This is a genomic window from Micromonospora sp. NPDC047465 (assembly GCF_040643125.1).
Lineage (GTDB): Bacteria > Actinomycetota > Actinomycetes > Mycobacteriales > Micromonosporaceae > Micromonospora.
Genome location: NZ_JBEYTP010000015.1, coordinates 92,503 through 113,891 on the forward strand (window position 1 = coordinate 92,503; position 21,389 = coordinate 113,891).

The following is a 21,389-nucleotide window of genomic DNA, read 5'->3' on the forward strand; positions in this document are numbered from 1 at the left end:
ACGTACGGAAGGGGCCCGCGCCGGCGCGGGCCCCTTTCGCGCGTACGCCGATCAGGGCTCGAACTTGTAGCCCAGGCCCCGCACGGTGACGATGAAGCGCGGCGCGGACGGCTCCGGCTCGATCTTGGAACGCAGCCGCTTGACGTGCACGTCGAGGGTCTTGGTGTCGCCGACGTAGTCGGCCCCCCAGACCCGGTCGATGAGCTGCCCCCGGGTCAGCACCCGGCCGGCGTTGCGCAGCAGCAGCTCCAGCAGCTCGAACTCCTTGAGCGGAAGCTGCACCGGGGCGCCGTCGACGGTCACCACGTGCCGCTCGATGTCCATCCGGACCGGGCCGGCGGCCAGCGTCGGCGCGCCCGACTCGGCGACCTCGGAGCTCTGCCGGCGCAGCACCGCCCGGATCCGGGCGACCAGCTCCCGCGGCGAGTACGGCTTCGTCACGTAGTCGTCGGCGCCGATCTCCAGGCCGACCACCTTGTCGATCTCGCTGTCCCGCGCGGTGACCATGATGATCGGCACGTGCGAGCGCTGTCGGAGCTGCCGGCACACCTCGGTGCCGGACATCTCGGGCAGCATCAGGTCGAGCAGCACGATGTCGGCGCCGGTCCGGTCGAACTCGGTGAGGGCGGAGGGGCCCGTCGCGGCGACGGACACCTCGAAGCCCTCCTTGCGGAGCATGTACGACAGGGCGTCGGAGAACGACTCCTCGTCCTCGACCACCAGAACGCGGCTCAACGGGGATTTCCTTTCCATTGCTGTCAGACCTGCCGGAGCTCGGCCGGGCCGGCCTCGATCCCAGCAGACGGCAGTGTCGCCAGGATCTCGTCGGGGGGACGGGCGGGCAGCCGCAGGGTGAACGTCGATCCACCACCAAGAGTGCTCGACACCTCGACCCGCCCGCCATGGTTGCCGGCGATGTGTTTGACGATGGCCAGCCCCAGCCCGGTGCCGCCGGTCGACCGGGACCGCGCCTGGTCGGCCCGGTAGAAGCGCTCGAAGATCCGGTCGACGTCGGTCGGGGCGATGCCGATGCCCTGGTCGGCGACGGCGATCTCCACGTGTTCGTCGTCGGCGCGGGCGGTGATCCGGACGGTCGTGTCCTCGCCCGAGTAGTTGATGGCGTTCTCGACCAGGTTCGACACCGCCGTGGCGAGCTGGGTGTCGCTGCCGTGGACCGTGAGCCCCCGTTCCCCCTCGACGACCACGTCGATGCGGCGGGCGGCGGCGGAGGTGCGGGTCCGGTCGACCACCTCGGCGACCACCCAGTCGACGGCGACCGGCTCCGGGGGCGGCTGTGCCTCGGCGCCCTGGAGCCGGGTCAGCTCCAGCAGCTCCTGCACCAGGCGGCCCAGCCGGGTCGACTCGTGCTGGATCCGCTCGGCGAAGCGCCGGGCGGCGACCAGGTCCTCGGAGAGGTCGGGCGCGCCCGCGCCGGCCGGCTCGGTGGCGTCGAGCAGCGCCTCGGCGAGGAGTTGCAGGGCGCCGATGGGGGTCTTCAGCTCGTGGCTGACGTTGGCCACGAAGTCCCGGCGCACCCGGGCCAGCCGGTGCGACTCGGTGACGTCCGCCGCCTCCACCGCGATGTAGCCCGCGCCGAGTCCCATCGCCCGCAGGTGCACCCCGAGCGGGTTCACCCCGGTGTTGTCGCGGCCCCGCGGCAGGTCCAGCTCGATCTCGCGCCGCACGCCGGTGCGCCGGACCTGCCCGGCGAGCGTACGGATCAGGGGGTGGGCGGCGATCGAGCCGGGGGTCGGGCCGGTGCGGAGCAGCCCCATCGCGCGGGCGGCGGGGTTGACCAGGACGGGCAGGTCGTCGGGGTCGAGCACCACCACGCCGGCGCGGAGCGAGTCGATGGTCCGGCGGCCGAGCCCGGACAGCGGATCCTCGGCTATCGGGAGCCTCCCACGCGTGAGGGGGAAGCCCGGCCGGCTCCCCGTCGAGGTGGAGCGCCCGCCCAACCCCGGCACGAACCGGGGCAGCAGCACCCCGGCGACCAGTCCGGCCACCAGCCCCACGGCCAACGCGACCGTCACCGCCCACTCCACCCGGCGATCGTAGGGCGATTGTTAACCTGGCAACCACTACAAATAGGGCGAATCACGCTCGCTTCCGGGAAAGTTCACTCCCGCGTCCGGCGTCGTTCACCGTGGTTCATCTGCGGTCCGTCCGTCCGACCTACCGTGGGCGGCGCACCTGCTCCCTCGCCGCCCTCCGGCGGCGACCACCGACCACAGGACGTGACAATGCGCGACGAGTTCCGGGCTGACCTGCAGATCGTCAGCCAACTGCTGGTGGACATGGCGGAGGGGGTCCGGGCCGCGATGCGGCAGGCCACCCGCGCCCTGCTCACCGCGGACCGCCGGGCGGCCGAGACGGTGATCGAGCGGGACGCCGAGATCGACGACCTCTACCGGCACGTCGAGGAGCGGGTCTGCGACCTGCTCGCCCGGCAGGCGCCGGTCGCCTCCGACCTGCGCGCGATGATCACCGCGCTGCACGTCGCGGCCGACCTGGAACGGATGGGCGACCTGGCCGACCACGTCGCCAAGACGGCCCTGCGCCGGCACCCGTCGCCGGCCGTGCCGGCCGAGCTGCGGCCGATCTTCACCGCCATGGCCGCCACCGCCGACCGGATGGCCGTCAAGATCGGCTCGGTGCTCGCCAAGCCCGACGCCGACCTCGCCGCCGAACTGGACCGCGACGACGACACCATGGACGACCTGCACCGGAGCCTGTTCGGGGTGCTGCTCGGCGAGGACTGGCCGTACGGCGTGGAGACCGCCATCGACGCCACCCTGCTCGGCCGCTTCTACGAGCGCTTCGCCGACCACGCCGTCAATGCCGGCGAGCAGGTGGTCTACCTGATCACCGGGCAGACCCCGCCGCCCTCGGCCTGAGCCGGGCACGACGAAGGCCCCGGGCACCGGGGCCTTCGTCGTGCCGGTCAGCGACCCTGGTTGGCCACGGCGGCGGCGGCCGCCTTGGCGGCGGTCGGGTCGAGGTAGGTGCCGCCCAGCGTCAGCGGGCGCAGCTGCGGGTCGAGGTCGTAGCGCAGCGGGATCCCGGTCGGGATGTTGAGCTTGGCGATCGCCTCGTCGGAGATCTGGTCCAGGTGCTTGACCAGGGCGCGCAGCGAATTGCCGTGCGCGGCCACCAGCACCGTCCGGCCGGCCAGGATGTCCGGCACGATCGAGTCGTACCAGTAGGGCAGCATCCGCTCGACGACGTCCTTGAGGCACTCGGTGCGCGGCATCAGCTCGCTCGGCAGCAGCGCGTAGCGCGGGTCGCCCACCTGCGAGAACTCGTCGTCGTCCGCGATCGGCGGCGGCGGCGTGTCGTACGAGCGGCGCCAGAGCATGAACTGCTCCTCGCCGTACTCCTCCAGGGTCTGCTTCTTGTTCTTGCCCTGCAGCGCGCCGTAGTGCCGCTCGTTGAGCCGCCACGACCGCCGCACGGCGATCCAGTGCCGGTCGGCGGCGTTGAGCGCCAGCTCGGCGGTGCGGATCGCGCGGCGCATGACGCTGGTGTGCACCACGTCCGGCAGCAGGCTGTGCTCGCGCAGCAGCTCGCCGCCGCGGCGCGCCTCGTTCTCGCCCTTCTCGGTCAGGTCGACGTCGACCCAGCCGGTGAAGAGGTTCTTGGCGTTCCAGTCGCTCTCGCCGTGCCGCAGCAGGACCAGCGTCCCGACGGTGGGCCCCTCGCTCGCAGTCATGCGGATCATCCTGCCGCACCCGGCGCGGGGACACGCGGGCAGTGGTCGTGACGACCACCACGTGGAAAAGGCGATGACCGGAAAACCGGCCCCACACTAGGTTGTAAGGCGCAACAATCAGGACGGTCATTACGCGAGCGGGGGCGCCGACGTGCGGACGATGCGGGGTTGGTTCCGGGACACGACAGGTGGCCTGCCGGTCACCTTCTGGTACCTCTGGGCCGGCACGCTGATCAACCGGCTCGGCTCGTTCGTCCTGGTCTTCCTCGCCATCTACCTGACCCAGGAGCGCGACTTCTCCGCGTCGCAGGCGGGCCTCGTGATCGGCCTGTGGGGTGTCGGCGGCGCGGTCGGCACCACCGTCGGCGGCACCCTGACCGACCGCTGGGGCCGCCGGCCGACCCTGCTCACCGCGCACCTCGGCGCGGCCACCATGATGCTCGCCCTCGGCTTCGCCCGGGAACTCTGGGCGGTGGCGCTCGGCGCGCTGCTGCTCGGCATGTTCGCCGAGGCGGCCCGCCCGGCGTTCGGGGCGATGATGATCGACGTGGTGCCGGAGAAGGACCGGCTGCGCGCCTTCTCGCTGAACTACTGGGCGATCAACCTCGGCTTCGCCTGCGCCGCGGTCCTCGCCGGCCTCGCCGCCGAGGCCGGCTACCTGCTGCTCTTCGTGGTCGACGCGACCACCACCGTGATCACCGCGCTGATCATCTTCGCCAAGGTCGGCGAGACCCGGCGGGCCCCCGCCGTCGGTGCCCGTCACAAGGGCCCCGGGGCGCCGGCCGGGGCGCTGCGCACCATCCTGTCCGACCGCGTCTACCTGGGCTTCGTGGCGCTCAACCTCTTCGGCGCGCTGGTCTTCCTCCAGCACATCTCGATGCTGCCGATCGCGATGGGCGACTCCGGCCTGAGCCCCGCCACGTACGGCTCGGTGATCGCGCTCAACGGGGTGCTGATCGTGGTCGGCCAACTCTTCGTACCCCGGCTGATCAAGGGCCGGAGCCGGTCGCACGTGCTCGCCCTCGCCTCCGTGGTGATGGGCGTCGGGTTCGGTCTCACCGCGTTCGCGGACGCGGCCTGGTTCTACGGCCTGACCGTGCTGATCTGGACCGTCGGCGAGATGCTCAACTCGCCGTCCAACGCCACCCTGATCGCCGAACTCTCCCCCGCCGAGTTGCGCGGCCGCTACCAGGGCGTGTTCTCGCTCTCCTGGCAGGTCGCCGGCGCCGTCGCGCCGGTCCTCGGCGGCCTGGTCCGTGAGCAGGCCGGCAACGCCGAGCTCTGGCTCGGCTGCGCGTTGATCGGCGGGCTGATGGCGATCGCCCACCTGGTCTCCGGCCCGGCCCGGGAGCGGCGGGCCGTCGCCCTGCGCGGGGCCACCGAGACCGTCGTGCCGGTGGTGGCGGTCCGACCGCCCGCGCCGGAGGCGGCCGCCGCGGCGGCCACCGCGCCCGCCGAGCCGCTGGTGCCCGGCGCGGACGCCGGCCCGCCCACCGACCCGCGGCGGACGGCCGAGTCGACCGGCGTGCGGTGAGTCGAGCGCCCGGGCGGGCCCGACCCGGAGTGTGGTGATCAGCGACACGCTGGCGCGCCGGACCCGGGATTCCTACGGTCGAGCCTGAACCGTTAACAAACACAACTGTCTGGAGGGACGGGTGCGGGCCCTGCGTCGCTGGCTGGACGACACCGCAGGCGGCCTCCCCGCCACCTTCTGGTACCTCTGGGCCGGCCTGCTGATCAACCGGGCCGGCGCCTTCGCGATGCTCTTCCTGTCGCTCTACCTGACCGACGCGCGCGGCGCGAGCGAGGCGCTGGCGGGCACGGTGGTCGGGGCGTACGGGCTGGGCGGGGCGGGCGGCGTGCTCCTCGGCGGGGTGCTGGCCGACCGGTGGGGACGCCGGGCCACCCTGCTCGCCGCCCACCTGGTCACCGCCGGGCTCATGGTCGCGCTGGCCTTCAGCCGGCACCTGCTGGTGATCGCCGCGCTCGCCGCCCTGGTCGGGGTGGCGCACTCGATGCCCAGCCCCGCCTTCGTCGCGGCGATCGTCGACGTGGTGCCCGAGCGGCGCCGCGCCCGCGCGTTCAACCTCCAGTTCTGGGCGTTCAACCTCGGCATGGCGGTGGCCTCGCTGCTGGCCGGCCTGCTCGCCGAGGCCAGCTTCCTCGCGCTCTTCCTGGTCGACGGCGCCGCCACCCTCGTCGCGGCCCTGGTGATCGCCTGGAAGGTCCCGGAAACGCTTGCGCGGGTGCGGGTCGGCCGGGCGGCAGGTGCCGCCCCGGCGGCGGGACACCGGGAGCGGGCGGCACGGCGGCGGGGGCGTCCGCGCCCGCCCGGGCTGCACACGGCCCTGACGGACCGCACCTTCCTCACCTTCGTGGGCCTGACCTTCGTGCTGGCAGTGCTGACCATGCAGACCTCGACGATCATGCCGCTGGCGATGCGGACGGACGGGCTGCGCCCGTCGGCGTACGGCGCGGTGGTGGCGCTCGGCGGGGTGCTGATCGTGGTGGGGCAGCTCTTCGTGCCGAGGCTGATCGAGCGGCACCGCAAGCACCACGTCCTGGCCGTGTCGACCGTGCTGCTGGCGGCCGGCTTCGCCGTCCTCGCCGTCGCCGACGACCTGGCGGTGTACCTGGCCGCGGCGGTGGTCTGGACGGTCGGCCAGATGCTCGCCGCCCCGCCGAACGCCCAGATCAACGCCGACCTCGCCCCGCCCGAGCTGCGCGCCCGCTACCAGTCGGTGTTCTACCTGGCGTTCCCGGCGGCGTCGTTCGTGGCGCCCACGCTAGGCGGGGTGAGCCTGCAGTACCTCGGGGACGGGCACTGGCTCGTCGTCGGCGGGCTGGGGCTGCTGGCGGCCGGCTGCCATCTGCTGACGGGCCCGTCCCGCGACCGCCGGGTGGCCGCCCTCCGCGCCGCCGACACCCAGGCCCACCTCCGGCCCGCGACCCCCGCCCGGGCTCCCGCACCGGCGCGCTGACCCGTACGGCCGGCCCGGTCAGGAAAGGCCGGCATCGCCGCCCGCCCGGCGAGCGGCGGGCGGGCGCCCGGGGAAAGCAGAGCGCCCATCACGACCTGTGGTCGTGATGGGCGCTCGCACGGTATGACCGGCGGCGGCGGGCGATACCCACCCCCGTAGGCGTCGCCCGCTCGCGCCGCCGGTCCAAACAGGTGGCCACCGTCCCCCAACGGTGTTGTTCCACCCGTCCCCTGCGCCTCGCTCGGATGCACGGATCTGATCGATCCGCCGCTCCCCCGAACGTTTCCGAGCGTGGCGCGGTGCAATAAAGTTAGTTCGCCCGGATTCCCGATTCAAGCTGGATCGGCTGTCTCGCCGGTCACAGCACCCGGATTCTTACCCGGATGTCGCTGCCTCGGTCCTCCGTCGTCGCCAACAGCGGATACCCGTCGGCCATTCCCCCAAACACGTCAGGCGTCCTCACGATCGGGGGATTCCGTACGGAAGAAGTTGCTGGGCCGGCCGTCGCGGAGCTGCTCCTGGTAGATCAGGTTCAGCTTGCGATCGTCGAAGGTGCGGAACCACTCGTCCCAGGTGATCTCGCGTATCCGGCTGCTCTCCCGGTAGCCCGGGATGTTGAACGTGAGCACGCCGGCCCGGCCCTCCCGCTCGGTGCCCGCGATCGTCGCCGGCTTCGCGCCGCGCTCCTGCGCCCAGCGCCGGATCACGTCGTGGTTCGCGGTGACCAGACTGCGGCCGGGGCGCTCGGGCCGGTCGGCGGTCGAGGTGATCACCTGCGAGGAACGCACCGACCGCGAGGAGGCGCGGCCGGTCCGGACCGGGGTCGCCTTCGTCGCCGTACCGCCGCGTGCCAAGCCGGCCCGCGGCGACGCCGGCGCGGACTTCCTCGCCGCCGTGGTCTTCCGGGCCTCCGCCGTGGTGGTCTTCCGGGCGGGCGCGGTCTTCTTCGCGGGCGCGGCCTTCTTCGCCGCCGCCTTCTTGGCGGGGGCCGCCTTCTTGGCGGGGGCCGCCTTCGCGGCGGCCTTCCGGGCCGGGGCCTTCTTGGCCGGCGCGGTCTTGTTCGCGGCCTTCGCCCGGCTCGGGGCGGCCTTGCCCGCGGCCCGTCCGGCAGCCGCCTTCTTCGTGGCGGCGGCCCGGCCGGCAGCCGCCCTCGTCCCCGTCGCGCGGCCGGCGGGCCCGGTGCTGCGGCGGGCGGCGCCGCCCGCGGGGCGCTCCGCACGCAGGGTCCGCACCAGCGTCTTCACCAGTTCCGGCTTGCGCAGCGCGGAGATCCCGGAGACCCCGCGCCGGCGCAACTGCCCCCGGATCTCGTCCACCTTCATCCGCGAGATGTCGGACTCGGAGATCCCCGGCGTGTTCGGGGTCTGGTTGCCCGCCTGCCGTTTCGTCCTGGTCGCAGTCCCGCCGCGACCTGAGCTGTTCCGCTGAGCCATGGGACGCTCACGCTCCTCGACAGTTGGTCCTCGGCGCGCGGCGGGTCCCAAGTGCCGCGCCGCGCGGTGCGGCATACCCGTCAGGACCGGTCCGAACCTCCCGCCGGGGCACCCGCACCGGGAGCGCCGCCCCCGGTGCCGGCGGCCCCCGCGGAGCCCGCGCCGGCGGCGGCCGGGGACGGCTCGAAGAGGTGCGCGAACGCCGCGAGGTTCGCGGTGGATTCGCCCCGCTTGACCCGCCACTCCCACTCCCGGCGGATCGAGCTGCCGAAGCCGATCTCCAGCATCGTGTCGAAGGACTCGTCGGAGTACGTCAGCACCGCGCCGAGCAGCCGGTCCAGCTCGTCGGCGTCGATCCCCGCCGGGTTGACCCGGCCGGTCAGGTAGACGTCGCCGACCGCGTCGACGGAGAAGGACACCCCGTACATCCGGGCGTTGCGTCGCAGCAGCCAGGCCCACAGCTCCTCGCGCCGCTCGTCCGGCTGGCGCATCACGAACGCCTCGATCCGCAGCGCGTGTTCACCGACGATCAGGTTGCAGACCGTCTTCAGCTTGTGGGTGCCCGGCAGCGTGACCGCGTACGAGCCCGGGCCGGTCGACTCCCAGGCCAGCTCCCGCTCGTCGCAGACCGCCTCGATCAGGGCCGCCAGATCGTCCTTCGCGCTCATCGGCCCACTCTACGGCCGCCCACGCCCCGGCACGGGAGTGGCGGCGGACGGCCCGCCACCGGCGACCGGGCCGGTCACCAGGAGCAGGACATCGCCGCGTCGCCGGCCAGCTCGGAGGCGAGCCGGGCCCGGTGGGCGGCGATCGCCTCGCCGTAGACGGCGAGCAGCCCCGAGGCCGTCCGCTGCCAGGAGAACGCGCGGGCGTGCCGGGCCGCGCCCCGGGACAGCTCGGCCCGGCGGAGCCGGTCGGGCAGCAGGCGGCCGAGCGTACGGGCCCAGTCGACCGGGTCGTGGCCGTCGACGAGCATGCCGCTGACCTGGTCCCGGACCGCGGTCACCAGCCCGCCGACGGCGGCGGCCACCACCGGCGTGCCGCAGGCCTGGGCCTCCAGCGCCACCAGCCCGAAGGACTCGTTGTGCGACGGCACCGCCACCAGGTCGGCCGCCCGGTACAGGGCGGGCAGGTCGTCGCCCGTCTGCGGCGGCAGGAACCGCACCCGGTCGGCGACGCCGAGCGAGGCGGCCAGCTCCATCAGGGCGGTCGGCCGGTCCAGGCCGCTGCCGCTGGGGCCGCCGCAGATCACCACGGTCACCTCGTCGGCGAGCGCCGGGTCGCGCTCGCGCAGCGCGGCCACGGCACGGACGAGCACGTCCGGGGCCTTCAGCGGCTGGATGCGGCCGACGAAGGCCACCACGTACCCGGTGGCGGGCAGCCCGAGCCGGCGGCGGGCGGCGCGCTTGTGCCCCTCCGGGGCGGGGCGGAACCGGTCCAGGTCCACGCCGGGCTCGACGATCGCCACCTGGGTCGGGTCCGCGTCGTACCGGTCGATCAGGTCCCGGGCCTCGACCGCGGTGTTCGCGACGAGCCGGTCGGCCTCGGCGACCACCTGCTCCTCGCCGATGACGCGGGCCTTGGGTTCCGGCCGGTCCCCGGCGGCGAGCTGGGCGTTCTTGACCTTCGCCAGGGTGTGCGCGGTGTGCACCAGCGGCACGCCCCAGCGCTCCTTGGCCAGCCAGCCGACCTGGCCGGAGAGCCAGTAGTGGGAGTGGATCAGGTCGTAGTGGCCCGGTGGGCGGGACGCCTCGGCGCGCAGCACGCCGGCGGTGAAGGCGCAGAGCTGACCCGGCAGCTCCTCCTTCGTGAGCCCTTCGAGCGGGCCGGCGGTGACGTGCCGGACATGCACGCCGGGGGCCGTCTCGACGACCGGGGGCAGGTCGCCGGAGGTCGCCCGGGTGAAGATCTCCACCTCGACGTCCGCCTCGGCGAGCCGCCGCGCGACCTCCAGGATGTAGACGTTCATGCCGCCCGCGTCGCCGGTGCCCGGCTGGTGCAGGGGCGAGGTGTGCACCGAGAGCGTGGCGATCCGCCGGGGGCGGGGCCACGGACGCGCACCGCGCTGACGACCCACACCGGTGTGCACTTCCGCCACGTCCGCTCCCTCTGTCACGGTTTATGCCGTCCCGCACGCCCGGCGCTTTTCGGACAACGTCCTCGCCGGATGCCATCTTCCCGATCCCGCCCCTGTAATGCGCGGGGGCGACCCCCGGGCGTGACGGACCTCATCACCGCGCCGAGGGCGCCCGGCGCGGCCGGCCGGGTGAGAATGGCCGGATGACCTCTGTCGCCGTCGTCACCGGAGCGTCCAGCGGGATCGGCGCGGCCACCGCCCGCCGGCTCGCCGCCGAGGGCTTCCACGTGCTCGCCGCCGCGCGGCGTACCGACCGGTTGGCCGCCCTGATCGCGGAGATCGAGGCGGCGGGGGGCACGGCCACCGCCGTCGCCTGCGACGTCACCTCCGACGAGTCGGTGGCCGGGCTCGCCGAGGCCGCGGCCGCCGCGCCGGGGCCGGTCACCCTGCTGGTCAACAACGCCGGCGGCGCGCGCGGCCTGGACCCGGTCGAGTCCGGATCGGTCGGCGACTGGCAGTGGATGTACGACGTCAACGTGCTCGGCACGCTGCGCGTCACCCAGGCGCTGCTGCCCGCGCTGGAGGCGTCCGGGGCCGGCACCATCGTGATCGTCTCCTCGACCGCCGGCTTCACGGTGTACGAGGGTGGTGGCGGCTACACCGCCGCCAAGCACGCGCAGACGGCCGTCGCCGGCACCCTGCGCCTGGAGTTGTGCGGCCGTCCCGTCCGGGTGGTGGAGATCGACCCCGGCATGGTGAAGACCGACGAGTTCGGGCTGGTGCGCTTCGGCGGGGACGCCGAGAAGGCGGCGGCGGTCTACGCCGGGGTCGCCGAGCCGCTGGTGGCCGACGATGTCGCCGACTGCGTCGCCTGGTGCGCGACCCGCCCGCAGCACGTCAACATCGACCGTCTCGTGGTACGCCCGCTGGCGCAGGCCGCCCAGCACAAGGTGCACCGGGTCGGCTGAGCCGGACCGGCGGTCGACGATGGCGGGCACGGCGCGGCACCGGCCGCTCGGCGTGGTGACCCGGGGGACGACCAACCCCAACCGGCTCCGCCGGGTGGACAACTGGATCGTCGAGACCTGCGGGGAGGCGCTGCGCGACGCCACCGACCCGCTGGTGGTGGACCTCGGCTACGGCGCCACCCCGGTCACCGCCGTCGAGTTGCGCGCCCGGCTCGCCGCCGGGGTCCGCGCCGACGTGCGGGTGGTCGGGCTGGAGATCGATCCCGTACGCGTGGCCGCCGCCCAACCCGCCGCCGACCCGCCCGGGCTGACGTTCGCCCGGGGCGGGTTCGAGCTGGCCGGGCTGCGTCCCGCCCTGGTCCGCGCGTTCAACGTCCTGCGCCAGTACGACGAGCGCGAGGTGGCCGACGCCTGGCGGACGATGACCGCCGCGCTGGCCCCGGGCGGGCTGCTGGTGGAGGGCACCTGCGACGAACTGGGCCGGCTCGGCGGCTGGGTTCTGCTCGACGCGGACGGCCCCCGGACGCTCACCCTGGCCGCGAAGCTCACCACCCTGGGCGCCCCGGCGGAACTGGCCGAACGGCTGCCCAAGGCGCTCATCCACCGCAACGTCCCCGGCGAGCGGATCCACGACCTGATCGGGGCGCTCGACGACGCCTGGCACGCCGCCGCGGGCTACGCCCCGTTCGGCCCCCGCCAGCGCTGGCTCCACGCGGTGTCCGCCGTACGCGCGTCGGGCTGGCCGATCCTCGACGGCCCCCGCCGCTGGCGCCACGGCGAACTCACCCTCCCCTGGCCCGCCGTCTCCCCCGCCTGACCGCGCCAGCCGCCGGGGGCGCGCATCAGATGGTGCAGTTGACGAGGACGGGTTCGGGGTGGAGGGTGACGCCGAAGCGGCGGTGGACGCCGTCGCGGATCTCCCGGGCCAGCTCGACCAGGGCGGCGGTGCTGGCGGTGCCGCCGCGGTTGGTCAGGGCGAGGGTGTGCTTGCCGGAGATGGCGGTGCCCTCCGGGCCCGGGTGGCCCTTGCCGAAGCCGGCCTTGTCGATCAGCCAGGCCGCGCTGATCTTCACCATGTCCCCCGGGCAGGGCCACGACGGCGGCTCGCCCAGGTCGGCGGCGCGCTCGCGCAGCAGCTCGTACGCCGCGCGGTCCAGCACCGGGTTGGTGAAGAACGAGCCGACCGACCGGGTGTCCGGGTCGGCCGCGTCGAGCACCATGCCCTTGCCGGCGCGCAGCCGCAGCACCGTGGCCCGGGCGTCGGCCAGCGGCACCCGGTCCCCCACCTCCACGCCGAGCGCCCGGGCCAGCTCGGCGTAGCGCACCGGGCCGGACAGCGGCGAGCGGGCCAGCCGGAAGTCGACCGACAGCACCACCCAGCGGTCGCTGTACTTGAAGATGCTGGAGCGGTAGGCGAAGCCGCAGTCGGCGGCGGCGATCCGCCCGACCGTCCCGTCGACCCGGTCGTGGACCCGTACGCCGGTGATGGTCTCGGCGACCTCCTGCCCGTACGCGCCGACGTTCTGGATCGGGGTGGCTCCGGTCGAGCCGGGGATGCCGGAGAGGCATTCCAGACCGGACCAGCCGTTGGCCACGGTGGCGGCGACCAGGTCGTCCCAGGGCTCGCCGGCCTCGACGCGTACGGTGACCGTCGCGGCGTCCTCGTCGACCACCCGGAGGCCCCGGGAGCGGACCAGGACCACGGTGCCGGGGAAGCCGGCGTCGCCGATCACCACGTTGCTGCCGCCGGCGAGGACCAGGACCGGCTCGTCCCGTTCGCCCGCCTCCCGCACCGCCCGGACGATCTCGTCCGCGTCGGTGCCGGCCACGACGCGTCCGGCCGGTCCACCCAGGCGCAATGTGGTGTATCGCGCCAGTTCGCACGTAGCGGCGGGTTCGGTGCCGGTTGTCGGCTGGGCGTAGACGTCAGACACGCCTTTCACCCTAGGCTGAGGGGTAGCCGCGGCGCCCACTGGTGGCCCGGTCACCCCCGGGAGGATGGCGATGAGCAGACTGCACGGCACGAAGGACTTCTGGATCGGTGCGCTCCGGGCGGAGGGCCCGGCGTTCGCCGCGGCCGTGGCGGAGGCGCCACCGGAGACCCCGGTGCTGTCCTGTCCCGGCTGGACCGTCGCCGACCTGACCCTGCACCTCGCCGCCATCTACCGCTGGGTGCGCTCGTTCGCGGGGGCCGGCGTGGCCACGCGGCCGCCGGGCCGGCCCGAGCGGATCGAGCCGGAGGCCGGCGTCGCCCCGCTCCGGCTCTGGCAGCAGGAGTACGACCAGCTGATGACCCTCTTCGACGCCCTCGACCCGGAGGCCCCGGCCTGGAACTGGGCCCCCCAGCCGAAGAAGGCGGGCTTCTGGCCGCGCCGGATGGCGCACGAGACCGCGGTGCACCGCTGGGACGCCCAGCTGGCGATCGCCGCCGGTGAGCCGGTCGAGGCCAAGCTCGCCGCCGACGGGGTGAGCGAGGTGCTGGACACCTGGCTGCCCGCCGGCCGGCGCCGCACCGCCGGCCAGTGGCACGGGGTGGTGCAGCTCTCTGCGGTCGACGCCGCCCAGCAGTGGTTCCTCCGGCTGCGCGGCGAGGGGGTGGCCCTGCTGGACACCGCCACCATCTTCGACCACGACGACCACCACGCCCGGGCGCAGGTCAGCGGCACGGCGAGCGACCTGCTGCTCGCGCTCTGGGGCCGGGTCAGCTTCGACACGCTCGACGTGGCCGGCGATCCCACCCTGCTCGAGGGTCTGCGCGTCGGCTGACCTCCACGCGGAGCCGGGGCCCGAGGGCTCCGCGCGGTCCCGCCGCACGTCCGCCAGTGGCCGCCCCCGTCCCAGGGGCGGCCACTGGCGTCGCAGCCCTCGCCGGCTCCGGTCGGCGGCCAGCTCCGTCCCGGCCGCCCGGTCCGTGGCCAGCCCGGCGGCGGCGGTCTCCGCACGGTATTGAGAGCGCTCTCTTGACACCGCCCCCACCAGGCACCACCCTGTCGTGAGAGCGCTCTCTCAGCTCCGCTCCGCCACCTGCCTCACCACCTCAGACGACCTGAGAGGGGTCCGACAGATATGGGTGTCTTTCCGCGCCGCCGCCTGGCGGCGGTGGCTCTCGTCGCCGCCACCGCGCTGTTCGCCACCGCCGGCTGCGCCGGCGGCGACGAACCCGCCAACGACGGCCAGATCACGCTGACGGTCGACGTGTTCAGCCAGTTCGGCTACGAGGAGCTCTACAAGGAGTACATGGCCAGCCACCCCGGCGTGAAGATCGTCGAGCGGGGCACCGGCACCAACCTCGACGACTACTCGCCGAAGCTGACCCAGTGGCTCGCCGCCGGCAAGGGCGCGGGCGACGTCGTCGCCATCGAAGAGGGGTTGATGGTCGAGTACAAGGCCAACCCCGACAACTTCGTCAACCTGCTCGACCACGGCGGGGCCGAACTCCAGGGCAACTTCCTGGAGTGGAAGTGGAAGGGCGGGATGACCCAGGACGGCAAGCTGATCGGCCTGGGCACCGACGTCGGCGGCATGGCGATGTGCTACCGCAAGGACCTGTTCGCCAAGGCCGGCCTGCCCACCGAGCGCGACGAGGTGTCGAAGCTCTGGCCGACCTGGCAGGACTACATCAAGGTCGGCGAGCAGTTCAAGGCGAAGAACACCGGCGCCTCGTTCCTGGACGCCGCGACCAACATCTTCAACACCATCGTGCTCCAGACGGCGGGCAACGCGCAGGGCTACCACTACTACGACACCGCCGGCAACCTGGTGGTGGACAGCAACCCCGCGGTCCGGCAGGCCTGGGACACCACGATGGACATCATCGACTCCGGGCTGTCCGGCAGGTACGGCTCCTGGTCCGAGGAGTGGGTCTCGGCCTTCAAGCAGGCCAAGTTCGCCACCATCGCCTGCCCGGCCTGGATGACCGGCGTCATCGAGGGCAACGCGGGCGCCGAGGCCAAGGGCAAGTGGGACATCGCCCGGGTGCCCGGCAACGGCGGCAACTGGGGCGGGTCGTGGCTCGCCGTGCCCGCCCAGAGCAAGCACCGCGCCGAGGCGATCGAGCTGGCGAAGTTCCTGACCAGCGCCAAGGGCCAGATCGGGGCGTTCAAGGCCAAGGGACCGCTGCCCTCCTCGCCGCAGGCGCTGGCCGACCCGGCGGTCGTCGACGCCAAGAACGCGTACTTCTCGGACGCCCCGGTGGGGCAGATCTTCGGCGAGGGCGCCAAGACCCTCAAGCCGGTCTACATGGGGCCGAAGAACCAGGCCGTCCGCACCGAGGTCGAGAACGCCGTCCGCACGGTCGAACTCGGTCAGCGGAGCCCCGAACAGGGCTGGACGGACGCGGTGAACAACGCGAAGAAGGCCGCCGCCAAGTAGCCCGAGCCGGGAGTGCGGGCGGGTGGGCGCCGGGGGCGCCGGTCCCGCCCGCACCCGGGAAAGGAGTGGTTCGGGCATGACCGCCCAGCTCGACGCGCGCCCGCCGGTGGCACCGGCGCCCCGCACCGGCCGGCGTACGCCGGGGACGCGGCTCAGCCGCCTCGACACGAGGTTCTCGCCCTACCTGTTCATCGCCCCGTTCTTCGTGCTCTTCGCGGTGTTCGGGGTCTACCCGCTGGCCTACACGTTCTGGGTCTCGCTGCACGACTGGGACCTGCTCGGCAGCGACCACCCGTTCGTCGGCCTCGACAACTACAGCCGACTGCTGGCGGACACCGACTTCTGGCACGCGGTGGTCAACACCCTCGGCATCTTCGTCACCTCCACCGTCCCGCAGCTGCTGGCCGCGCTCTGGCTGGCCAACCTGCTCAACCGGCGGTTGCGGGCCCGGACGACGTTCCGGATGGCGGTGCTGATCCCCAACATCACCTCGACCGCCGCCGTCGCGATCGTCTTCGGGGTGCTCTTCGGCCGCGAGTTCGGCATGGTCAACTGGCTGCTCGACCTGGTCGGGATCGACGCCGTCGAGTGGAAGTCGAACAGGTTCGCGTCCTGGGTGGCCATCTCGGCGATGGTCGACTGGCGGTGGACCGGCTACAACGCGCTGATCTTCCTGGCCGCGATGCAGGCCGTCCCGCGCGACCTGTACGAGTCGGCCGCCCTCGACGGCGCCGGCCGGGCCCGGCAGTTCTGGTCGATCACCGTGCCGCTGCTCAAGCCGACGATCATCTTCACCGTCATCATCTCCACCATCGGCGGGCTCCAGCTCTTCACCGAGCCCCGGCTCTTCCACTCCGGGACCAACCCGATCCGCGGCGGACCGCTGCGGGAGTCGCAGACCGTGACCATGTACATGTTCGAGAACGCCTTCGCGCCCCACTACAACTTCGGGTACGGCTCGGCGGTGGCGTGGCTGCTCTTCGCGCTGATCGCGGTCGTCGCGGCGGTCAACGTGCTGCTCCTGCGCCGGCTCGGCGCCGCACGGCCCCCGAAGGTGGACGCGAGGCCGACGGAAGGACCCCGATGACCCGCCTCTGGGCCGCCAGCCGGCTCACCTACGCCGCGCTGATCGCCGCCGCGGTTCTCTCGGTCTTCCCGATCTACTGGATGTTCGTGGTGGCGAGCCGCTCCAACGACGCGATGGGCCAGCTCCCGCCCCCGGTCACCCCCGGCGGCAACCTCGGCGCGAACGTCTCCCGACTGCTCGGCAACACCGACGCGTACTTCGTCACCGGCCTGGTCAACTCGGCGGTCGTGGCGACCACGGTCACCGTCTCGGTGGTCTTCTTCTCCACGCTGGCCGGGTTCGCCTTCGCCAAGCTGCGGTTCCGGGGCCGCAACGCGCTGCTCATGGTGATCATCGCGACGATGATGGTGCCCACCCAGCTCGGCGTCATCCCGCTCTACCTGCTGATGACCAGGCTGAACTGGAACGACCGGCTGCCGGCGGTGATCGTGCCGGCCCTGGTCACCGGCTTCGGGGTGTTCATGATGCGGCAGTACGCCGGCCAGGCCGTCAGCAACGAGCTGATCGAGGCGGCCCGGGTGGACGGCTGCAACACCGCGCGGATCTACTGGAACGTGGTGCTGCCGGCGCTGCGCCCGGCCGCCGCCGTGCTCGGGCTGCTCACCTTCATGACGACCTGGAACGACTTCCTCTGGCCGTACGCCGTCCTCAACGATCCGGAGAACCCGACCGTGCAGCTGGCGTTGCGCACCCTCTCCGACGGGTACTACACCGACATGTCCCAGGTGTTCACGGGGACGGCCATCGCCACCCTTCCGCTGCTCCTGGTCTTCGTCCTGTTCGGCCGCCAGATCATCGGCGGCATCATGGAAGGTGCGGTCAAGGCGTGAGCACTCTGCGATTCCCCGAGAACTTCGTCTGGGGCGCGGCGACCGCCGCGTACCAGATCGAGGGCGCGGCCACCGCCGACGGTCGCGGCCCGTCGATCTGGGACACCTTCAGCCGTACGCCGGGCAAGGTCCACCAGGGGCACACCGGCGACGTGGCCTGCGACCACTATCACCGGTACGCCGACGACGTGGCGCTGATGGCGGAGCTGGGGTTGCGGGCGTACCGCTTCTCGGTGGCCTGGCCGCGGATCCAGCCCGACGGCACCGGCCCGGTCAACCCGCGCGGCCTGGACTTCTACGACCGGCTCACGGACTCGCTGCTGGACCGGGGCATCGACCCGATCGTCACGCTCTACCACTGGGACCTGCCGCAGACCCTCCAGGACCGGGGCGGCTGGACCAACCGGGAGACCGCCGAGCACCTCGCCACGTACGCCACGGCGGTGCACGCCCGGCTCGGCGACCGGGTACGCACCTGGACCACGCTCAACGAGCCGTGGTGCTCGGCGTACCTGGGCTACGGCAACGGGGTGCACGCCCCCGGCGGGCGGGACCCGGGCGCGGCCTTCGCCGCCGTACACCATCTGCTGCTCGGGCACGGGCTGGCGGCCCGCGCGCTGCGCGCCGCCGGCGCGGAGACCGTCGGGATCACCCTCAACCCGGCCGACGTGCGCCCCGCCGACCCCGACAGCGCCGCCGACGCGGCGGCGGTCCGCCTGGTGGACGGCCTGCACAACCGGATCTTCCTCGACCCGCTGCTGCGGGCGGCCTACCCGGAGGACGTGCTGGAGCACGTGGCCCGGATCGTCGAGCCGACGTTCGTCCGGGACGGCGACGAGAAGCTGATCGCCGCCCCGATCGACCTGCTCGGGGTCAACTACTACGCGCCCACCTACGTCGCCGGCCGGCCGGACGGCGCGGGCGGCAGCGCGTACCCGGGCACCGACGGCGCCGTCGAGTTCCTGCCGCCGGTCGGGCCGCTGACCGACATGGGCTGGATGATCGAGCCGGCCGGGCTGACCCGGCTGCTGGAGCGGCTCGCCACCGACTACCCCGGCGTGCCGCTGATGGTCACCGAGAACGGCGCCGCGTTTCCCGACAAGGCCGGCGCCGACGCCCCCGACGGCGCCGGGCAGGTGGTCGACGCCGACCGGATCGCCTACCTCGACGGGCACCTGCGCGCCGCGCACGAGGCGATCTCCCGCGGGGTGGACCTGCGGGGCTATCTCGTATGGTCGTTGTTGGACAACTTCGAGTGGGCCGAGGGTTACCGCCGACGGTTCGGGATCATCCACGTCGACTACCTGACCCAGCGCCGCACACCGAAGTCCAGCGCCCGGTGGTACCAGGAGGTGATCTCCCGGAACGGGCTGTGACGAGGCGGTGGTAACGGGGATGACGACGGCGCAGCGGCCGACACTGGAGGCGGTGGCCCGGCGGGCGGGGGTCTCGCGGGCGACCGTCTCCCGGGTGGTGAACGGCTCCACGACCGTCGCCGAGCCGATCCAGGAGGCGGTCCGCCGGGCGGTGGCCGAGCTGGGGTACGTGCCGAACCTGGCCGCCCGCAGCCTGGTCACCCAGCGGACCGACTCGGTCGCCCTGGTGCTGCCGGAGGCCGCCACCCGGGTCTTCTCCGACGACCAGGTGTTCCCGGGGATCATCCGGGGCGCCGCCCAGGAGCTGGAGGCCGCCGACAAGCAGCTCGTGCTGATGCTGGCCGGCTCGCCCGCCGGGCACGACCGGGTGGAGCGCTACACCACCGGGCGGCACGTGGACGGGGTGCTCTTCGCCTCGCTGCACGGCGAGGACCCGCTGCCCGGCCGGCTCGCCCGGCTGGGCATCCCGGTGGTGTGCAGCGGTCGCCCGCTCGACGGCGCCGACGTGCCGTACGTCGACGTCGACCACGTCGGCGGGGTGACCACGGCGGTCCGGCACCTGATCGCGGGCGGTCGCCGGCGGATCGCCACCATCGCCGGCCCGCAGGACATGGTGGCCGGCATCGAGCGGCTCACCGGCTACCGGAACACGGTCGCCGAGGCCGGGCTGCCGGAGCTGGTGGCGACCGGCGACTTCACCCGCGAGTCCGGGACGACGGCGATGCGGCAGCTCCTCGCCGAGCACCCCGACCTGGACGCGGTCTTCGCCGCCTCCGACCTGATGGCGCACGCCGCCCTGCGGGCGCTGCGCGAGGCGGGGCGGCGGGTGCCGGACGACGTGGCGGTGATCGGCTTCGACGACATCGAGACGGCCGCGTACACCGAGCCCCCGCTGACCACCGTCCGCCAGCCGATCGTGGAGCTCGGCCGGCGGATGACCCGGCTGCTGCTGCGGCTGGCCGCCGGGGAGGCGATCGAGCGGGCCGTCGTGCTCCCCACCGAGCTGGTGGTCCGCGAGTCGGCCTGACGCGTCGGCGGGTCCGCTGTGGGAGATCGTCCGTCCGGACCGGGCGGATATCCGGTCGAGCCGCCGCGCGCCCGGCGGTAGCCTCGCCGGCGTGACCGCGCCGACCCGCCTGATCCGCGTCCCCGCCCTCTCCGACGTCGCCGAGTACGCGTACGCGGCCACGGTCGAGCCGCCGGCCCGGCTCGTCTTCACCGCCGGCTCCTGCCCGCTCGACGCCGAGGGGCGGACCGTCGCGCCGGGCGACCCGGTCGGCCAGGCCCGGCAGGTGATGGCCAACCTGGAGACCGCCCTCGCGGCGGCCGGCGCCCGGCTCACCGACGTCGTCAAGACCACCGTCTACGTGGCGTCGTCCCGCCAGGCCGACCTGGTGGCCGTGTGGGGGGTGGTCCGGGACGCGTTCGGCGACCACGAGCCGCCCAGCACCCTGCTCGGGGTGGCCGTGCTCGGCTACTCCGACCAGCTCGTCGAGGTCGAGGCCGTCGCCGCCGTACGCGGAGCGGCCTGACGTGCGGGTCCGGACCGCCCGCTGGCGCTCCGAGTTCTGGGACAACCTGGGCCTGGACCGCGCGGCCAGCCCGGCGGCCGAGGTCGGCGGCGAGGTGGTGGCGTTCAGCCTCGTCAAGCGGGACGGCGACCGGATGTGGTCGGACTACACCGGCACGCTGCCGGCGCACCGGGGGCGCTGTCCTGACAGCCCCGCCGGTGGATCAGCCCTCCGTGATGGGCTGGCCGAGCGAGCGGCGGGCCAGCAGGGTCGCCCCGGCGACGGCGGCCGGCATGACCAGCACCGCGCCGAGCGGGATCAGGAAGCAGACGAAGACCGCCACCCCGAAGCCGAGCGTGGTCGGCCGGTCCGCCTTGAGGATCGACCGGCGCTCCGGCAGCCGCATCCCGCGCCGGTAGAAGGGGGCGCCGACCAGTTCCACGGCGAGCAGCCAGCCGCCGACCGCCGCGCCGATCACCGGCACCACGGTCTGGCCGACCACCGGGACGAACCCGGCGGCGAAGAGCGGGATGCCGAACAGCACCGACAGGCCCACCAGCCGTACCGAGTCGGCGAGGCTGCGCCGCAGCGACGGCCAGAACGGCACGTCGACCGCGCCGGGCGTGCCGCCGAGGCGCTCCTCGACCCGTTCGGAGATCTTCTCGTAGAACGGGTCGCCGATGACCAGGGTGACCGCGGTGAAGCTGACCACCGCGAGCAGGCCGCCGATGCCGAGGAAGGCCAGCCCGGCCACCACCCGGACCAGGTTGCGCCAGGTGGCCGACCAGTCGTCGGCGAACGGCGTGACCAGCGCGGCCAGGTCGTCGACGAAGTACGCCAGGGTGGCGAACGCGGCCACGAAGAGCACACCGGAGATCAGCGCCGGCACGACGCCGAGCAGCATCAGCCCGGGGCTGCGGACGTAGAGGCCGAGGCCGCGTAGGAGCAGGCCCACGCCGGTGAAGAACCGGCCGACGGCGCCGGTCACGGGCGCGGCGATACGGGGTGCGTTCACGACCGCAGAGCCTAGTGGTCGCCGTCGG

The 21,389-nt window shown here is 73.6% G+C and carries 20 protein-coding genes and 1 pseudogene; 13 read left to right on the forward strand and 8 right to left on the reverse strand.

Annotated features, from left to right (window positions below; genetic code table 11):
* Window positions 1-51 precede the first annotated feature (51 nt).
* Together ABZ793_RS16200 and ABZ793_RS16205 are read right to left on the reverse strand one after the other, a co-directional pair.
* Window positions 52-735 carry a response regulator transcription factor gene (locus ABZ793_RS16200; protein ID WP_350707007.1) on the reverse strand — a complete coding sequence of 228 codons (684 nt, stop codon included), beginning with the start codon at window positions 733-735 and terminating at the stop codon, window positions 52-54.
* A gap of 23 nt (window positions 736-758) precedes the next feature.
* A complete protein-coding gene (locus tag ABZ793_RS16205) occupies window positions 759-2,045 on the reverse strand; it encodes an ATP-binding protein (RefSeq protein ID WP_357457493.1) in 1,287 nt (428 codons plus the stop codon).
* 198 nt (window positions 2,046-2,243) lie between these two features.
* Between ABZ793_RS16205 and phoU the strand changes: the two genes are divergently transcribed.
* Window positions 2,244-2,897, forward strand: coding sequence for a phosphate signaling complex protein PhoU (gene phoU, locus ABZ793_RS16210; RefSeq protein ID WP_357457495.1), 654 nt, complete (start codon window positions 2,244-2,246; stop codon window positions 2,895-2,897).
* Between the two features lie 47 nt (window positions 2,898-2,944).
* Here the strand turns inward: phoU and ABZ793_RS16215 are convergent, their stop codons facing one another.
* On the reverse strand, window positions 2,945-3,712 hold the full coding sequence (locus ABZ793_RS16215) for a phosphoglyceromutase (RefSeq protein WP_350707001.1): 768 nt from the start codon (window positions 3,710-3,712) through the stop codon (window positions 2,945-2,947).
* Window positions 3,713-3,863: 151 nt separating this feature from the next.
* Here ABZ793_RS16215 and ABZ793_RS16220 point away from each other — a divergent pair, with 151 nt between their 5' ends.
* Window positions 3,864-5,246, forward strand: a complete 1,383-nt coding sequence (locus tag ABZ793_RS16220; RefSeq protein WP_357457497.1) for an MFS transporter — start codon at window positions 3,864-3,866, stop codon at window positions 5,244-5,246.
* 121 nt (window positions 5,247-5,367) lie between these two features.
* Window positions 5,368-6,693 carry an MFS transporter gene (locus ABZ793_RS16225; RefSeq protein ID WP_357457499.1) on the forward strand — a complete coding sequence of 442 codons (1,326 nt, stop codon included), beginning with the start codon at window positions 5,368-5,370 and terminating at the stop codon, window positions 6,691-6,693.
* Window positions 6,694-7,142: 449 nt separating this feature from the next.
* On the opposite strand, the gene ABZ793_RS16230 is transcribed toward ABZ793_RS16225, so the two are convergent.
* The 3 genes from ABZ793_RS16230 to mshA form a co-directional block, all read right to left on the reverse strand.
* Complete coding sequence (locus ABZ793_RS16230) at window positions 7,143-8,015, reverse strand: hypothetical protein (protein ID WP_357457601.1); 873 nt, start codon at window positions 8,013-8,015, stop codon at window positions 7,143-7,145.
* Window positions 8,016-8,206: 191 nt separating this feature from the next.
* Window positions 8,207-8,794, reverse strand: coding sequence for a YbjN domain-containing protein (locus ABZ793_RS16235; protein WP_357457501.1), 588 nt, complete (start codon window positions 8,792-8,794; stop codon window positions 8,207-8,209).
* Between the two features lie 74 nt (window positions 8,795-8,868).
* Complete coding sequence (mshA, locus tag ABZ793_RS16240) at window positions 8,869-10,224, reverse strand: D-inositol-3-phosphate glycosyltransferase (RefSeq protein ID WP_357457503.1); 1,356 nt, start codon at window positions 10,222-10,224, stop codon at window positions 8,869-8,871.
* Window positions 10,225-10,406: 182 nt separating this feature from the next.
* Between mshA and ABZ793_RS16245 the strand changes: the two genes are divergently transcribed.
* Window positions 10,407-11,171, forward strand: a complete 765-nt coding sequence (locus ABZ793_RS16245; protein WP_357457505.1) for an SDR family NAD(P)-dependent oxidoreductase — start codon at window positions 10,407-10,409, stop codon at window positions 11,169-11,171.
* 19 nt (window positions 11,172-11,190) lie between these two features.
* Complete coding sequence (locus tag ABZ793_RS16250) at window positions 11,191-11,988, forward strand: class I SAM-dependent methyltransferase (protein WP_357457507.1); 798 nt, start codon at window positions 11,191-11,193, stop codon at window positions 11,986-11,988.
* Window positions 11,989-12,013: 25 nt separating this feature from the next.
* Here ABZ793_RS16250 and ABZ793_RS16255 read toward each other — a convergent pair whose 3' ends face one another.
* A complete protein-coding gene (locus ABZ793_RS16255) occupies window positions 12,014-13,105 on the reverse strand; it encodes a UDP-N-acetylmuramate dehydrogenase (protein ID WP_357457509.1) in 1,092 nt (363 codons plus the stop codon).
* A 70-nt stretch (window positions 13,106-13,175) separates the two neighbouring features.
* Between ABZ793_RS16255 and ABZ793_RS16260 the strand changes: the two genes are divergently transcribed.
* The 8 genes and pseudogenes from ABZ793_RS16260 to ABZ793_RS16295 all read left to right on the forward strand — a co-directional run.
* A complete protein-coding gene (locus tag ABZ793_RS16260) occupies window positions 13,176-13,937 on the forward strand; it encodes a maleylpyruvate isomerase family mycothiol-dependent enzyme (RefSeq protein WP_357457511.1) in 762 nt (253 codons plus the stop codon).
* A 300-nt stretch (window positions 13,938-14,237) separates the two neighbouring features.
* Window positions 14,238-15,542, forward strand: coding sequence for an extracellular solute-binding protein (locus ABZ793_RS16265; protein ID WP_357457513.1), 1,305 nt, complete (start codon window positions 14,238-14,240; stop codon window positions 15,540-15,542).
* Window positions 15,543-15,618: 76 nt separating this feature from the next.
* A complete protein-coding gene (locus ABZ793_RS16270; RefSeq protein WP_357457515.1) occupies window positions 15,619-16,629 on the forward strand; it encodes a sugar ABC transporter permease in 1,011 nt (336 codons plus the stop codon).
* Window positions 16,626-17,459, forward strand: coding sequence for a carbohydrate ABC transporter permease (locus ABZ793_RS16275; RefSeq protein ID WP_357457517.1), 834 nt, complete (start codon window positions 16,626-16,628; stop codon window positions 17,457-17,459). The genes ABZ793_RS16270 and ABZ793_RS16275 overlap by 4 nt, the downstream gene beginning before the upstream one ends.
* Window positions 17,456-18,835 carry a GH1 family beta-glucosidase gene (locus ABZ793_RS16280; RefSeq protein WP_357457519.1) on the forward strand — a complete coding sequence of 460 codons (1,380 nt, stop codon included), beginning with the start codon at window positions 17,456-17,458 and terminating at the stop codon, window positions 18,833-18,835. Before ABZ793_RS16275 ends, ABZ793_RS16280 begins: the two co-directional genes overlap by 4 nt.
* Before the next feature lie 19 nt (window positions 18,836-18,854).
* Window positions 18,855-19,862, forward strand: coding sequence for a LacI family DNA-binding transcriptional regulator (locus tag ABZ793_RS16285; protein WP_350706977.1), 1,008 nt, complete (start codon window positions 18,855-18,857; stop codon window positions 19,860-19,862).
* Between the two features lie 91 nt (window positions 19,863-19,953).
* On the forward strand, window positions 19,954-20,367 hold the full coding sequence (locus tag ABZ793_RS16290; RefSeq protein WP_357457522.1) for a RidA family protein: 414 nt from the start codon (window positions 19,954-19,956) through the stop codon (window positions 20,365-20,367).
* 22 nt (window positions 20,368-20,389) lie between these two features.
* Window positions 20,390-20,545, forward strand: a pseudogene (locus ABZ793_RS16295) (GNAT family N-acetyltransferase); the annotation flags it as partial.
* Between the two features lie 24 nt (window positions 20,546-20,569).
* Here the strand turns inward: ABZ793_RS16295 and ABZ793_RS16300 are convergent.
* Window positions 20,570-21,361 (reverse strand): EI24 domain-containing protein, encoded by a 792-nt coding sequence (locus ABZ793_RS16300; RefSeq protein ID WP_357457524.1) that lies wholly within the window; start codon window positions 21,359-21,361, stop codon window positions 20,570-20,572.
* Window positions 21,362-21,389: the final 28 nt, after the last annotated feature.